We start from the raw sequence: 13,621 nt of genomic DNA, 5'->3' as shown, positions 1-13,621 counted from the left end.
TGTGGGAGCGGGCTTGCTCGCGAATGCGGTGGATCAGTAAAAGATGTATTTACTGACACTCCGCTTTCGCGAGCAAGCCCGCTCCCACATTGGTTGCGTGTTACTTCAGGGATTCAGGTTTTTTAAAAACGTAAAACAGGTTCGGCTCGCTGGTGAGGTACAAGTTACCGTCATCGTCCATCGCGATCCCTTCCGCCTGGGGCACGCGCTTTTTCAGGCCATGGCGCCCGTTCAGCAGTGACAGACTGCTCAGCGGGCGACCATCGATATCCAGCTCCAATACCAGGAACGACTCATCCGACAGCGCCAGCAAATGGCCGCTGCGTTCATCGTATTGCAGGCTCGACAGGTCACGCACAAACAACCCTGCATCGCGCTTGGGGTTGTTGATCACGTGCACCGAGTAGGTTTTTTCCGGTTTGAAATGGGGGAAGCCATGGACCTCGTAGATCAGCATCGGGTCGCGTTCCTTGGCCACGAACAGGCGCTTGCCCACCGAGTCATAGGCCAAACCTTCAAAGCCTTTATTGCCGCCAACGTGCAGGCCCAGGGTCATTTGCTCCGCATCGGCTGCGTCGAGAAATTGCGTGTCGTCATCCACATGCACCTTGATCAGGCGCTGCTGGCGTTCATCGCTGATGACATAGATGTTGTCGCTGATAAATTCCACCGCTTCGGCATCGCCAAACCCCACCAAGGGGATGCGCCGCAGGATCTTGCCCTCCAGGGAAAGCTCGATCAGCTCGGCATTTTTATTGGTGACGGTAAACAGGCTTTTGCGTACCGGGTCGTAGGTTAAGGCCGAAACATCGTCATTGAGCCCTTCGATTACCTGGGCCTCGATGGCCACACGGTAATCCGCCAGGCCAATGGAGCGCTCATTGGCCGGCTGGCGCCACGCTTGCCAGTTGAACCAGGCGCGCTCGAACAGGCGAAAGTGCTGCGCAACGACCCCGGCGCTGACCAGGGCGATCAGCGCAAGAAGAAAGAAGATGGGTTTGGGGCGGGCTAGTCGTCGCATTGGGCGGGCTCAAAATCAAAAGTGGCGAATGAATATCACGCCTGTCTGAATTTAAACTTAAACGCACCCTGATGTCTGGCGAATGCCGCTCAAAGAGAAATATCCGACGTAAATTATCTGTTATTTCTGCCTTTCAAAACGATAGAACAGATTTGGCTCACTGACCATGTACAACGTGCCGTCCTCGTCCATGGTCACCCCTTCCGCGCGTGGAATGGTGTTTTTCAGGCCATTGAACCCGCCGAGCAAGGTCATGAAGCTCACTTGCCCGCCCTTCTCGTCCAACTCCAGCAACAGATGGGAATCGGCCGACAGCAACAGCAGATGGCCTGTACGTGGGTCGACGGCCAAGGCAGAGAGGTTACGCATGTCCAGTTCGGAACTGGCCCGCTTTTGCTTGTCGCCGGCCAACGTCTGGCTGCCGTCGCTTTTCCAGGTAAACAGCGCCGGCGGGCGCTCTTCGCCCAATATCAGCTGTTGGTTGCGCTTGTCCCAGGTGACGGCTTCAAATGCTTTGTTCTGGTCCTTGGACGGACCCAGGTCATACACCGGGAAGTCAGCCTTGTTCAATTGCTGGGTGGCCGCGTCGACCTTGATGATGGTCAGGCTATGCTGGCGCTCGTCGACCACGGCGATCAGGCCGTTTTCCATCACCGTCACGCCTTCGGGGTTTTCCCAGCCGTTGAGCGGCATCTTGCGCAACACCTCGCCTTGCAGGGTCAACTCGACGAGGAATGGGTTCTTGCCCATCACTGAAAACAGGGTTTTGGTCTGAGGGTTGTAAGCGATGTCGGACGCTTCGTCCTTCTCCATCCCCGGCAAAAGCTTGCCATCGATGACCGCATGGTAGTCCGGCAGCCACACGCTTTCCTGGCGCTCGGCGGAAGTTTCGAAGCCTTCAAGCACCCACAGCACGCCGCGATCATCCCAGTGCATGATCCAGGCAACGCCATACACGATCACGCCGGTCAGCAGCAGCCAGGAGTACCAGCGCAGGGCAAAACGAGAACGCGGCTTGGGTGTGGCGGAGGGCAGAGGCACGGCCATTGGGCGCTTTTTCCGGAAAGTCAGCATTAGGGGGGTAGCACAAGGCCAAGGATTATCCGGATGGCGTGTGAAAAAAATGCAAAACCTTGGATTTTGCGGCTCCCACATTTCGATCGCATTTCTTCAGGCTGAACGAACTACGCTTTCGAAGCGATTCACACCCGACAATTCCAGCACCAGCTCATCGCCCACATTCAGCGGACCCACGCCAGCCGGGGTGCCGGTGAGGATCACATCGCCCGCTTGCAGCGAGAAGCAGCCGGCCATGTGCTGGATCATCGGGATGATCGGGTTGAGCATTTGCGAGCTGTTGCCGTTCTGACGCACTTGGCCATTGATGCTCAGGCGAATGCCGATGTCGGTCACGTCGGCAAAGGTACTGCTGACCACAAACGGTGCAATCACCGCCGCGCCGTCGAAGGACTTGGCGATTTCCCATGGCAGGCCCTTGGCCTTGAGCTCGGCCTGCTTGTCGCGCAAGGTCAGGTCCAGGGCCGGAGCGAAGCCGGAGATGGCATCCAACACTTCTTCACGGCTGGGCTTGTTTGACAAAGGCTTGCCGATCAATACCGCGATTTCCGCTTCGTAGTGCACCGAACCGCGCTCGGTCGGGATGCTGAAACCGCCTTCCAACGGCACCACGCAACTGCCCGGCTTGATGAACAACAACGGCTCGGTGGGTACCGGGTTGTCCAGTTCCTTGGCATGTTCGGCGTAGTTACGTCCGATACACACGACTTTTCCGACCGGAAAGTGGATGTTGGTGCCGTCGACGTACTTGTGCTGGTAGCTCATGAAACGACTCCTTCAGGGGCGGTTAAACAGCGAAGATCTTGCCAGGGTTCATGATCCCGTTGGGGTCGAACACGGCTTTCACTGCTTTCATGTATTCGATTTCAACCGGCGAACGGCTGTAGGTCAGGTAATCGCGCTTGGTCATGCCCACGCCGTGCTCGGCGGAGATCGAACCGTTGTACTTCGCAACTGTTTCAAATACCCACTTGTTCACCGTGGCGCACTTGGCAAAGAACTCATCCTTGCTCAGGGTTTCCGGTTTGAGGATGTTCAGGTGCAGGTTGCCGTCGCCGATGTGGCCGAACCAGACGATTTCGAAGTCCGGGTAGTGCTCGCCAACAATCGCATCGATTTCCTGCAAGAACGCCGGCACTTTGGAGACAGTGACGGAGATATCGTTCTTGTACGGCGTCCAGTGGGAAATGGTCTCGGAGATGTACTCGCGCAGCTTCCACAGGTTGTGCAGCTGGGTTTCGCTCTGGCTCATCACGCCGTCCAGCACCCAGCCCTGCTCGACGCAGTGCTCGAAGGTTTCCAGAGCATGGTTGGCGACTTCTTCAGTGGTGGCTTCGAATTCCAGTAGCGCATAGAAGGGGCACTCGGTTTCGAACGGCGCTGGCACGTCGCCACGGCCGAGGACTTTGGCCAAGGCCTTGTCCGAAAAAAACTCGAAGGCGGTCAGGTCGAGCTTGCTCTGGAACGCGTGCAATACCGGCATGATCGAGTCGAAGTCGGTGGTACCCAGCACCATGGCGGTGAGATTTTTCGGCGCACGGTCCAGGCGCATGGTGGCTTCGACCACAAAGCCCAGGGTTCCTTCGGCGCCGATGAACAGCTGGCGCATGTCGTAGCCGGTGGCGTTCTTGATCAGGTCGCGGTTCAGTTCCAGCACATCGCCCTTGCCGGTGACGACTTTCATGCCGGCCACCCAGTTGCGGGTCATGCCGTAGCGAATCACCTTGATGCCGCCGGCATTGGTGCCGATGTTGCCGCCGATCTGACTGGAACCGGACGATGCGAAATCCACCGGGTAGTACAGGCCATTTTCTTCAGCGACGTTCTGCAACTGCTTGGTGACCACGCCCGGCTGGCACACGGCGGTGCGGTCGGTGAGGTTCACGTCGAGGACTTGGTTCATGTAGTCGAACGACACCACCACTTCCCCATTCGCCGCCACGGCGGCTGCCGACAGGCCGGTGCGCCCGCCGGAAGGCACCAGCGCCACCTTGTGCGTATTGGCCCAACGCACGATGGCCTGTACCTGCTCGGTGGTCTTTGGGAAGACAATGGCGGTCGGCGCGGGTGCGAAGTGCTTGGTCCAATCCTTGCCGTAAGCCTCCAGGGAGTCGGCGTCGGTCAGCACTTTGCCGGGCTCAACCAGGGTCTTTAGCTCATCAATCAGGGCAGGATGGGTCATCGACAGAACTCTCGAACAATTCATGGTCATCCTGAGAACGCTTCACGTCGCAGGAATAGGTGTTTAGCGGGGCGCGTATGCTAGCATACCGCCCCCGCAGGACAGAGCCCAAGGGCGTTTCTGCGGTGACGGCTTTCCTGCCGTCCGGGTCAGCTTAAGCGATCCGATTCCCTGCCATTTTTCTCCGGGATACAGGTTTACGCAGATGAGCAAGACTTCTCTCGATAAGAGCAAGATCAAGTTCCTTCTTCTGGAAGGCGTCCACCCATCGGCTGTCGACGTTCTGAAAGCCGCCGGGTACACCAGCATTGAGTACATCACCAGTTCTCTGCCGGAAGCCCAGCTCAAGGAAAAGATCGCCGACGCGCACTTTATCGGCATTCGCTCACGCACTCAGCTGACCGAAGAGATCTTCGACCACGCCAAGAAGCTCGTGGCGGTTGGCTGTTTCTGCATCGGCACCAACCAGGTCGACCTCAACGCAGCGCGCGAGCGTGGCATCGCGGTGTTCAACGCACCGTACTCCAATACCCGTTCCGTTGCGGAGCTGGTGCTGGCCGAGGCGATTCTGCTGCTGCGCGGTATCCCCGAGAAGAACGCATCCTGCCACCGTGGCGGATGGATCAAGAGCGCGGCCAACTCCTTCGAAATCCGCGGCAAGAAGCTGGGCATCGTCGGTTACGGCTCGATCGGCACGCAGCTGTCGGTACTGGCGGAAGGCTTGGGGATGCAGGTGTTCTTTTACGACACCCTGACCAAGCTGCCCTTGGGCAACGCCACGCAAGTGTCGAGCCTGACCGAACTGCTGGGCATGTCCGACATCGTCACCCTGCACGTTCCGGAAACCGCCGAGACCCAGTGGATGATCGGCGAGAAGGAAATCCGCGCCATCAAGAAAGGCGGGATCCTGATCAACGCCGCACGCGGCACCGTGGTCGAGCTGGACGCCCTGGCCGACGCGATCAAGGACAAGCACCTGATCGGCGCCGCCATCGACGTGTTCCCGGTGGAGCCACGCTCCAATGACGACATCTTCGAAAGCCCGCTGCGTGGCCTGGACAACGTGATCCTGACCCCGCACATCGGCGGCTCCACCGCAGAAGCCCAAGCCAACATCGGCCTGGAAGTCTCGGAAAAGCTGGTAAAGTACAGCGACAACGGTACCTCGGTATCGTCCGTCAACTTTCCGGAAGTGGCCCTGCCGGCTCACCCTGGCAAGCACCGCCTGCTGCACATCCACCAGAACATTCCTGGCGTGATGATGGAGATCAACAAGGTCTTCGCGGAAAACGGCATCAACATCTCCGGTCAGTTCCTGCAGACCAACGAGAAGGTCGGCTATGTGGTGATCGACGTCGATGCCGAGTACTCGGACCTGGCGCAAGAGAAGCTGCAGCACATCACCGGCACGATTCGTAGCCGCGTGTTGTTCTAACGCTTCAAACGCCGCACAAAAAATGGGAGACCCGCAGGGGTCTCCCATTTTTTTGTCTGAACAACGCTTACTTGACGTTAACCGTGATGACTTTCGAGGCGACAGTGGGCTCGAATTGGCGATGCACGTTATCGCCAGCCACCAGTTGCAAGGTGTGCTTGCCTGGGCTCAGGGTCAGTTCGGTTTCGGTTTGCGCCTTGCCGAAATGAATCGAAGTAGCAGTGGCCGGGATGGCTTCGTCCGCCTTAAGCGCCTTCACCTCCTGGTCCACCAGCAGGTGATGGTGGCCGGCGCCCGGCACCTGCTTGTCGATCGGCTCCAGGTCCAGACCCTTGATGCCAAACTTGACAGTGAAGGTTTTGTCGACGGTAGCGCCGTCTTTAGGCGAGACGATAAACACCTCGGCCCCTTTGGGGGCAGGCGTACGAGGAACATCAGCGGCATTGGCCAACATCGAGGCGCCCAGCAACACGCTGGCCAGGGTTGCACGTGACAAAAGAGCTTTCATTCGCTTCTCCAGTTTTTCTGTGAAATCTGTAGGGGGATGACAACTTCGTGACAAATCGCTGTCCAAGGCACTCGACACCATAGCAAAGCGATGCTGAACGGCGCCTCGCACATTAAAAATTTCTAGGAGTGACCATGCGCTTTTCGCCTGGCCTGTTACTGCTGCTTCCCCTGCTGAGCCCATTGGCTCATGCCGAATTGATCGACGACGTCAATGACCGTGGCGAACTGCGCATCGCCGTTGAAGCCAACACACCGCCGTTCAATTTCAAGGAAGGCGACAAACTCACCGGCTTCGAAGTGGAGTTGGGTGAACAACTGGCCAAGGAGATGGACGTGCGCCCCTCGTTTATCACCACCGATGACACCGACCTGCTGTCGGGGGTGGAAACCGGCAAGTACGACGTGGCCATCAACCATTTCGCTATGACTGCCGCGCTGCAGGATCGTTTCGATTTCAGTGTGCCCTACAACGAGAAGCCTGAGCTGGCGATACCGTTCCAGAAGGGTAACCCAGCGTTCAAGGTAAGTTTGGATGAGGCGCTGAAGCGGATGAAGGACGACGGGCGATTGAAGGCACTGGCGCAGAAGTGGCTCGAAGGCGACACGCCAACAGTCAAGACGCAATGACTCTTTGGATTTGACCTATAGCTTCACAGAGCTGGGCAAGCTCAAAACGGCTCGTTGCCCCGCCGGCGAAACCAGCCGGTGAGGGACAGGCGTTCGCGCGTGGCGGGCATGACTTCGTGAGGCACTTCGCCCGAGAGGAACACCACCAGGCAACCGCCGCTGGGCACCACGTCGTATTCGACGCCGTCCTTGAGGTACATGCGCAACTGGCCGCCATGCTCGGGCAGCCAGGCGTCGTTCAAGTAGATGACCGCCGAGACCATGCGCCGGTCATCGTCGCGGAAACGGTCCAGGTGCTTGAGGTAGAACGCTCCCGGCGGGTACATGGCAAAGTGACTTTCGAAATCTTCCAGTCCGAGGAACAGGCCGCGGTTCATCGCCAGGCGCAGGCTGTCCATGATCGCCATGTAACTGTCGCAGACTGGCGCATCGCCCTCTTCCAGCCACTGGATATGGTCACCGCGAATACCCTCGCGGATTTCCTGGGCCGGGCCGCGCCCAACCGCCGCCGGAGCCAGTTCACCCTCGGCCGCACGTTTACGGCACTCAGCCGCCAGTTCCAGGGTCAGAGCCTGGGGCAGGAAGCCGTCCTGCCGGGACCAGCCCTTTTCGGCCAGGTCGTCGACAATGCGTTGCAGCAAGGGGTGATCGAGGGGTATTTGCATGGCGCGCATAGTATCCATACGCCTGTGAATCCGACAGAGCCGCCGAGCGTCTGAATACACTTTAGTCAGGTGACTGATAGGACTTCTCGACAAATCCTACGCCCGACACGGACAATAGTGGCCGACTGACAGGAGTCCATATGCGTCGTTTGTTTTTTTCCTTGTTGATGTTCTGCGTTTTGCCCGCTTGGGCAGACGGCCATGACCAGTTGTACAAGGTCGCCGGCTGGGCCGAACAACGTGCGCACTTCAATGACGCCCTCAGTGCCGCCCAGCAGCGCTACCGCAACAGCCTGCCGCCGGCGGTGTACCAGGCGCTGGTGGACAACAGCAATAAGCGTTTTGCCGCCCAGGCCATGGACCAGCGTGCCGAAGCGCAATTGCGCAAACACCTGGCGGACCCCAAACCCGCCCTGGCGTTTTTTCAATCGACCTTGGGCCGCAAGATTGTGGCCGCCGAGTTGCAGGCCACACGCCGCGACCAACTGGCGAAAAACGCCCAAGGCTTGCCGAAAATCGAAGCAGACGCCACCCGCAGCCTGATCATCGGCCACCTGGCCCAGGCGCTGCCGGCCCGTGAAGCCGGCGCCGAAGTCAGCCTGGCGATTGCCGGTGTGGCGGCCGACAGCCTGAGCCAGATGATCCCCGGCCTGTTGGGCGGCGGTCAGGCACAGGGCATGTTGAACGGCCAGCGTGAGCGGTTGATGCAGCAGATCGACAAGGACCTGAACAACACCTTGTTGTATGTCTACCGGGATTTGTCTGACCCGGAGCTGGAAGAATTCGCGGCCTTTGCCGAATCGCCGGAGGGCAAGGCGTATTACCAGGCGGCGCTGGCGGCGGTTCGTGCGGGATTGGCAGTTGGTCAGAGTACCTCCAGCCTGGCACCGTAAACTGTGGGAGCTGGCTTGCCTGCGATAGCGGTGGTGACTGACACACCGCTATCGCAGGCAAGCCAGCTCCCACAGTTGGGCCGTGTTACTTCAGATGATCCGTCAAATAGCGGAAATACTCTTCGCGAATCTCCTCAATCTCATTCGCCAAATGATGCCTGCCCCTCGGCAGCATCAACACCTCGGGCTGGTCGAACTTGCTGCGCAGCACCTGCAGGTTGTGCTGCCAGTCCACCGTCATGTCTTCCTCGCCCTGCACAATCACCGGCCGCCTCGGGCTGCGCGGCGCGGCTTCGATGCGTTTGATCCAGCGCGCCAATGCGCCAACCCAGGCAGTCGGCAGTTGGCGCGGCTGCAGCGGGTCGGCCTCAAGGAAAGGTTTGAACGCGGGATCGTGGGTGTTCTCGCTGAACCGCCGCGCAATGCCGTTGACGAACGGCCGCAGCAGGTAATAGCTGACTTGCGACCAACCCCAGGCACGTGGCCGCACCAACGGCGATAGCAGAAAGGTCCTGCCCTGGGCCGGGCTGGCGGCGCCATGGTTGAGCAGGTGATCCACCACTACCGCCCCGCCGGTGCTTTGCCCGAACAAGTGCCAGGGCTGCGGCAGTTGCAGTGCCTCGGCCTGGCTGAACAGGGCCTGCACCACGTCCTGATACACCGAAAATTCATCGATGCTGGCGCGCGGGCCGCTGGATAGGCCGTGGCCGGGCAAGTCGCAGGCGATCACCATGAACCCCTGGTCCAGCGCCCAGTCCACCACATGGCGGTACAGTCCCATGTGGTCATAAAAGCCGTGGAACAGGAACATCGTGGCCACCGGCACTGGCGGCCACCACACCTGGGCGACCACCTCAAAGCCATCCACCTCGAAACGCCCCAGCCGGCTCACTACCGGGACGGTGCGTGCAGCCAGATCCAGCCCATAGAAACGCTGGTAGACCCGCGCCTCGGCCGAAAGCGGTTGCGCATCCACCAGGGGCCGCAGGCTTTCGCGCAGATGATCGGGGTCAAAGGTCACAGGCATAAAGGGTTCCAGACTGACGGCAGAGATGAATTTCAAGCTGCGATATTCATCTGTCAGGACAAGCATGGCAAGCTACGCGACCTTCGAGGATACATCTGAATGCGACAGCCCCACCGCACCGCCTTGTTCGCCGGCCTGATCCTGGTTATCTGCGCCGGGGTGCTGTGGGTGGCCTATGACTGGTTCCAGGGCCGCTACCTGCGCGCCTTCAGCGAACACACGGCGGTCTTCTCCGGTGACCCGCTGAGGCTGCCGGCCGAGCTTGCGGGCCCGGGCCCGATCCGCCTGGTGCACTTCTGGGACCCGGCCTGCCCCTGCAACGTCGGCAACCAACAGCACTTGGGCGAGTTGATCGAGCAATACGCGCCCAAAGGCGTCGAGTTCTACGCCCTGCAAAAACCCGGCAGCCATGGCCAACTGCCCGAGAACCTGCGCAGGATGAAAATCCTCAATACACTGCCCGGCGCTGATCAAGTGCCGGCCAGCCCAGCCGTGGGCATCTGGGATCGCAGCGGCAAGCTGGCCTATTTCGGGCCCTACAGCGAAGGCCTTACGTGCAATGCCGGCAACAGCTTTATCGAACCGATCTTGAAGACCCTTGAAGCGAGGCGACCGGTGAATGCCACGCACACCCTGGCGGTGGGCTGCTATTGTTCGTGGCCAAAAGGCTCGTAGCTGCCACCAACTCTCCATAAGGAATGCCCATGAAGCGCGTCTTGAGGACCCTCGCGGTGCTTGCGGTACTGATCGCCCTCGGCGCCGGCTGGTACGTGTACAGCAAGCAGCCCACGCGCCAGGGCACAGTGACGCTGGCCAACCTGCAGGGCCCGGTCACCGTGCGTTACGACGACCGCGGCGTGCCGCACATTCGTGCCCAGAACGAAACCGACCTGTATCGCGCCCTGGGTTATGTGCACGCCCAGGACCGGCTGTTCCAGATGGAAATCATGCGGCGCCTGGCCCGTGGCGAGCTGGCCGAGGTGCTGGGGCCCAAGGTGCTGGAGACCGACAAGCTGTTCCGCAGCCTGCGCATTCGCGAGCGCGCCGACACCTATGTGGCGCAGCTCGATCATACCTCGGCCCACTGGAAGGCCTTGCAAGCCTACCTGGACGGGATCAACCAGTATCAGGACAGCCACGCGCGGCCGATGGAGTTCGACGTCTTGGGCATCCCCGAGCGGCCGTTTACCGCCGAGGACAGCATCAGCGTCGCCGGGTATATGGCCTACAGCTTTGCTGCTGCGTTTCGCACCGAGCCCCTGCTGACTTACGTACGCGATCAATTGGGCAGCGATTACCTGAAAATCTTCGACCTGGACTGGCAGCCCCAAGGCGCCCTCAACCTCGCCGCCAGTGACTGGCAAGCCTTGGGCGCCATCGCCGCCCTGAGCGAACAGGCCCTGGCCGACAACGGCTTGCCGCAGTTCGAAGGCAGCAACGCCTGGGCCGTCAGCGGTAACCGCACCAAGAGCGGCAAGCCGTTGCTGGCCGGTGATCCGCACATTCGCTTTTCGGCGCCGTCGGTATGGTACGAGGCGCAGCTGTCGGCGCCGGGTTTCGAGTTGTACGGTTATCACAACGCACTGCTGCCGGTGGCGTTCCTGGGGCACAACCTGGATTTCGGCTGGAGCCTGACCATGTTCCAGAACGATGACCTCGACCTGATCGCCGAAAAGCTCAACCCGGACAACCCCAACCAGGTCTGGTATCACGACCAATGGGTGGACATGACCCACACAGAGCAGCAGATCGCGGTAAAAGGCCAGACGCCGGTGACCTTGACGCTACGCCAATCCCCCCACGGGCCGATCATCAATGACGTGCTGGGCGAGAGCGCCGGCAAGACCCCGATCGCCATGTGGTGGGCGTTTCTCGACACCCAGAACCCGATCCTCGAAGGCTTCTACCAGCTCAACCGCGCCGACACCCTGGCCAAGGCGCGTGCGGCGGCGTCGAAGGTGTCCGCGCCGGGCCTGAATATCGTGTGGGCCAATGCCCAGGGCGATATCGGCTGGTGGGCGGCGGCGCAGTTGCCGATTCGCCCGGCCGGAACCCACCCTGGCTTTATCCTCGACGGCAGCACCGCCCAGGCTGACAAGCTGGGCTTCTACCCATTCAGCGCAAACCCGCAGGAAGAGAACCCGGCGCGCGGTTATGTAGTCTCGGCCAATGCCCAGCCGGTTTCACCGACCGGCATGGAGATCCCCGGCTATTACAATTTGGCCGACCGTGGCCAGCAATTGAACCTGCAACTGAGCGATAACCGGGTGAAGTGGGATATGGACAACAGCCAGGCCTTGCAGCTGGGCACCACCACCGCCTTCGGCCCGCGCCTGCTGGCGCCGCTGTTGCCGGTGCTGCGCGAAGTGGTCAAGGACCCGGCGCAGTTGAAACAGGTAGAGCAACTGGCCGCCTGGAAAGGCGACTACCCGCTCGATTCCACCAGCGCCACGTTGTTCAACCAGTTCCTGTTCAACCTGGCTGACGCGGCCTTGCGCCCGAAACTCGGCGACGCCATGTTCAAGACCCTGCTCAGCACCCGCGTGATCGACGCCGCCCTGCCACGCCTGGCCGCCACGCCGGATTCGCCGTGGTGGGACGGCAAGCGCGCCGACACCGTCAAGTTCGCATGGGACAACAGCCTTGCGCATCTGAAGGCCACCTTCGGCGATGACCCGAGCCAATGGCAATGGGGCAAGGCCCACACCCTGACCCACGGCCACCCGCTGGGCTCGCAAAAGCCGTTGGACCTGATCGTCAATGTCGGCCCGTTCCCGGCGCCGGGTGCCCACGAAGTGCCGAACAACCAGTCGGCCAACATCGGCCCGGCGCCTTGGCCCGTCACCTATGGACCATCCACACGCCGCCTGATTGACTTCGCCGACGCGGCGCACGCACTGACCATCAACCCCGTGGGTCAAAGCGGTGTGCCGTTTGACCGGCACTACGGCGACCAGGCGCAAACCTACATCGAAGGCGGCTACGAACAGGCGCACTTTACCGATGAGGAAGTGACGGCGAATACGCGCGGTACGCTGAAGTTGCTACCAGCCCGATAGCCGCTTGGAAACAGATCAAAATGTGGGAGCGGGCTTGCTCGCGAATGCGGAGTATCAGTCAACTAATCTGGCGACTGACACACTGCATTCGCGAGCAAGCCCGCTCCCACATAGAGTCCAGGGTGATGCTACTACCGGCCTACAGCGGGACTGCAAAGTTAAGCCGGAACTGTTGCGGCGTCACGCCCAGCCGGCGGTTGAACACACTGCGCATGTGCTGGGCATCACGGAACCCGCATCGATAGGCCACGGTCTTGAGCGGCGCGCAGCTGCTTTCGAGCATCACCCGCGCCGCGTCCACCCGCGCGCGCTCGACAAACTCCGCGGGCGTTATCCGCGCCTCACGGGCAAACACCCGGGAGAAATTGCGCGCGCTCATATTGGCCGCCCTGGCCAGGTCGGCGATGGCCAAATCCCCCGTCAGGTTCGCCAATACGTAAAGCTGCACCTGCGCTACCGCTGACGTTGTTTCAGCGTGCGGCGTGAGGAACGGGCTGAACTGCGACTGCCCGCCTGCGCGCTGGGTGAATACAACCAGGCGCTTGGCCACGCTCAGCGCGACTTCCGGGCCGTGGTCCTGGGCCAGCAGATACAACGACAAATCGATACCCGCCGTCACCCCGGCCGAGGTGTAGAGGTTACCGTCCTGAACATAAAGGCGGTCGGCTTCGACCTGGGCCGTGGGGCACAGGCGCGCCAGCTCGGCGGCATCGTTCCAATGGGTGGTGACGGTTTTGCCACCCAGCAACCCGGCACGGGCCAGCAGGAAGGCGCCGTTGCAGATCGAACCGAAGCGCCGCGCACGCGCGGTGGCCCCGCGAAGCCAATCATCGAACTCGGCGCCAAAGTCTTCAAAGGGCAACTGCGGGCCACCGGCGACCAGCAGCAGGTCGTAGGCTTGCAGGGCTTGGCTGTAATGCCGGTGGGCCTGCAACGACAGGCCGTTGGAAGCCGCCATATTGCCGTGGCCGAAACCGATGACCTCCAACTGATAGTGCTCCTGCGGTGGCAGAAACCGGTTGGCCTCGCAGAACACATCCATGGGACCGGTCACGTCCAATGACTGGACGCCGGGGAAGATCAGGATGGCGACGGTTTTGCCCATGCACGACACACCTTATCTAA

13 protein-coding genes are annotated in these 13,621 nt (G+C 60.7%); 5 read left to right on the top strand and 8 right to left on the bottom strand.

The genetic code is table 11. The features are described 5' to 3' along the window. Positions 1-100: 100 nt before the first annotated feature. The 4 genes from ACLH0H_RS10555 to ACLH0H_RS10540 form a co-directional block, all read right to left on the bottom strand. Positions 101-1,021, bottom strand: a complete 921-nt coding sequence (locus ACLH0H_RS10555) for an SdiA-regulated domain-containing protein (RefSeq protein ID WP_411381953.1) — start codon at positions 1,019-1,021, stop codon at positions 101-103. A gap of 120 nt (positions 1,022-1,141) precedes the next feature. Then, positions 1,142-2,068 (bottom strand): SdiA-regulated domain-containing protein, encoded by a 927-nt coding sequence (locus ACLH0H_RS10550; RefSeq protein WP_411381952.1) that lies wholly within the window; start codon positions 2,066-2,068, stop codon positions 1,142-1,144. 123 nt (positions 2,069-2,191) lie between these two features. Further along, positions 2,192-2,863: a fumarylacetoacetate hydrolase family protein gene (locus ACLH0H_RS10545; protein ID WP_411381951.1), complete on the bottom strand. Its 672-nt coding sequence runs from the start codon at positions 2,861-2,863 to the stop codon at positions 2,192-2,194. Between the two features lie 22 nt (positions 2,864-2,885). Beyond that, positions 2,886-4,280, bottom strand: a complete 1,395-nt coding sequence (locus ACLH0H_RS10540; RefSeq protein WP_411381950.1) for an FAD-binding oxidoreductase — start codon at positions 4,278-4,280, stop codon at positions 2,886-2,888. Positions 4,281-4,485: 205 nt separating this feature from the next. Between ACLH0H_RS10540 and serA the strand changes: the two genes are divergently transcribed. Continuing rightward, positions 4,486-5,715 (top strand): phosphoglycerate dehydrogenase, encoded by a 1,230-nt coding sequence (gene serA / locus ACLH0H_RS10535; protein ID WP_076951925.1) that lies wholly within the window; start codon positions 4,486-4,488, stop codon positions 5,713-5,715. 67 nt (positions 5,716-5,782) lie between these two features. On the opposite strand, the gene ACLH0H_RS10530 is transcribed toward serA, so the two are convergent. Then, positions 5,783-6,223: a DUF4399 domain-containing protein gene (locus ACLH0H_RS10530; RefSeq protein WP_411381949.1), complete on the bottom strand. Its 441-nt coding sequence runs from the start codon at positions 6,221-6,223 to the stop codon at positions 5,783-5,785. A gap of 134 nt (positions 6,224-6,357) precedes the next feature. Between ACLH0H_RS10530 and ACLH0H_RS10525 the strand changes: the two genes are divergently transcribed. Then, on the top strand, positions 6,358-6,852 hold the full coding sequence (locus ACLH0H_RS10525; RefSeq protein ID WP_411381948.1) for a transporter substrate-binding domain-containing protein: 495 nt from the start codon (positions 6,358-6,360) through the stop codon (positions 6,850-6,852). 41 nt (positions 6,853-6,893) lie between these two features. On the opposite strand, the gene ACLH0H_RS10520 is transcribed toward ACLH0H_RS10525, so the two are convergent. After that, positions 6,894-7,526, bottom strand: coding sequence for a 2OG-Fe(II) oxygenase (locus tag ACLH0H_RS10520; RefSeq protein WP_411382398.1), 633 nt, complete (start codon positions 7,524-7,526; stop codon positions 6,894-6,896). Between the two features lie 131 nt (positions 7,527-7,657). Between ACLH0H_RS10520 and ACLH0H_RS10515 the strand changes: the two genes are divergently transcribed. Continuing rightward, the gene (locus tag ACLH0H_RS10515; protein WP_411381947.1) at positions 7,658-8,410 is read left to right on the top strand and encodes a DUF2059 domain-containing protein; all 753 of its coding nucleotides are present in this window, start codon (positions 7,658-7,660) and stop codon (positions 8,408-8,410) included. Between the two features lie 85 nt (positions 8,411-8,495). On the opposite strand, the gene ACLH0H_RS10510 is transcribed toward ACLH0H_RS10515, so the two are convergent. After that, positions 8,496-9,437, bottom strand: a complete 942-nt coding sequence (locus tag ACLH0H_RS10510) for an alpha/beta hydrolase (protein WP_411381946.1) — start codon at positions 9,435-9,437, stop codon at positions 8,496-8,498. 99 nt (positions 9,438-9,536) lie between these two features. On the opposite strand from ACLH0H_RS10510, the gene ACLH0H_RS10505 reads away from it, so the two are divergent. Together ACLH0H_RS10505 and ACLH0H_RS10500 are read left to right on the top strand one after the other, a co-directional pair. Continuing rightward, positions 9,537-10,112: a DUF6436 domain-containing protein gene (locus ACLH0H_RS10505; protein WP_411381945.1), complete on the top strand. Its 576-nt coding sequence runs from the start codon at positions 9,537-9,539 to the stop codon at positions 10,110-10,112. 29 nt (positions 10,113-10,141) lie between these two features. Then, entirely contained in the window at positions 10,142-12,496 is a 2,355-nt protein-coding gene (locus ACLH0H_RS10500) for a penicillin acylase family protein (RefSeq protein ID WP_411381944.1), read from the top strand. A gap of 139 nt (positions 12,497-12,635) precedes the next feature. Here ACLH0H_RS10500 and ACLH0H_RS10495 read toward each other — a convergent pair whose 3' ends face one another. Further along, entirely contained in the window at positions 12,636-13,601 is a 966-nt protein-coding gene (locus ACLH0H_RS10495) for a GlxA family transcriptional regulator (protein WP_411381943.1), read from the bottom strand. Between the last annotated feature and the right edge of the window lie 20 nt (positions 13,602-13,621).

Source organism: Pseudomonas sp. MPB26 (assembly GCF_046605355.1).
GTDB classification, from domain to species: domain Bacteria; phylum Pseudomonadota; class Gammaproteobacteria; order Pseudomonadales; family Pseudomonadaceae; genus Aquipseudomonas; species Aquipseudomonas cedrina.
Note: the sequence above shows the minus strand (reverse complement) of the source record. Positions and strands in the feature narration are given on the sequence as shown.

Excerpts from the sequence above, each read along its gene's own strand:
- ACLH0H_RS10555 (WP_411381953.1), bottom strand. The coding sequence starts at position 1,021 with ATGCGACGACTAGCCCGCCCCAAACCCATCTTCTTTCTTCTTGCGCTG.
- serA (WP_076951925.1), top strand. The coding sequence starts at position 4,486 with ATGAGCAAGACTTCTCTCGATAAGAGCAAGATCAAGTTCCTTCTTCTG.
- ACLH0H_RS10520 (WP_411382398.1), bottom strand. The coding sequence starts at position 7,526 with ATGCGCGCCATGCAAATACCCCTCGATCACCCCTTGCTGCAACGCATT.
- ACLH0H_RS10530 (WP_411381949.1), bottom strand. The coding sequence starts at position 6,223 with ATGAAAGCTCTTTTGTCACGTGCAACCCTGGCCAGCGTGTTGCTGGGC.
- ACLH0H_RS10505 (WP_411381945.1), top strand. The coding sequence starts at position 9,537 with ATGCGACAGCCCCACCGCACCGCCTTGTTCGCCGGCCTGATCCTGGTT.
- ACLH0H_RS10525 (WP_411381948.1), top strand. The coding sequence starts at position 6,358 with ATGCGCTTTTCGCCTGGCCTGTTACTGCTGCTTCCCCTGCTGAGCCCA.
- ACLH0H_RS10540 (WP_411381950.1), bottom strand. The coding sequence starts at position 4,280 with ATGACCCATCCTGCCCTGATTGATGAGCTAAAGACCCTGGTTGAGCCC.
- ACLH0H_RS10550 (WP_411381952.1), bottom strand. The coding sequence starts at position 2,068 with ATGGCCGTGCCTCTGCCCTCCGCCACACCCAAGCCGCGTTCTCGTTTT.
- ACLH0H_RS10545 (WP_411381951.1), bottom strand. The coding sequence starts at position 2,863 with ATGAGCTACCAGCACAAGTACGTCGACGGCACCAACATCCACTTTCCG.
- ACLH0H_RS10510 (WP_411381946.1), bottom strand. The coding sequence starts at position 9,437 with ATGCCTGTGACCTTTGACCCCGATCATCTGCGCGAAAGCCTGCGGCCC.
- ACLH0H_RS10495 (WP_411381943.1), bottom strand. The coding sequence starts at position 13,601 with ATGGGCAAAACCGTCGCCATCCTGATCTTCCCCGGCGTCCAGTCATTG.
- ACLH0H_RS10500 (WP_411381944.1), top strand. The coding sequence starts at position 10,142 with ATGAAGCGCGTCTTGAGGACCCTCGCGGTGCTTGCGGTACTGATCGCC.
- ACLH0H_RS10515 (WP_411381947.1), top strand. The coding sequence starts at position 7,658 with ATGCGTCGTTTGTTTTTTTCCTTGTTGATGTTCTGCGTTTTGCCCGCT.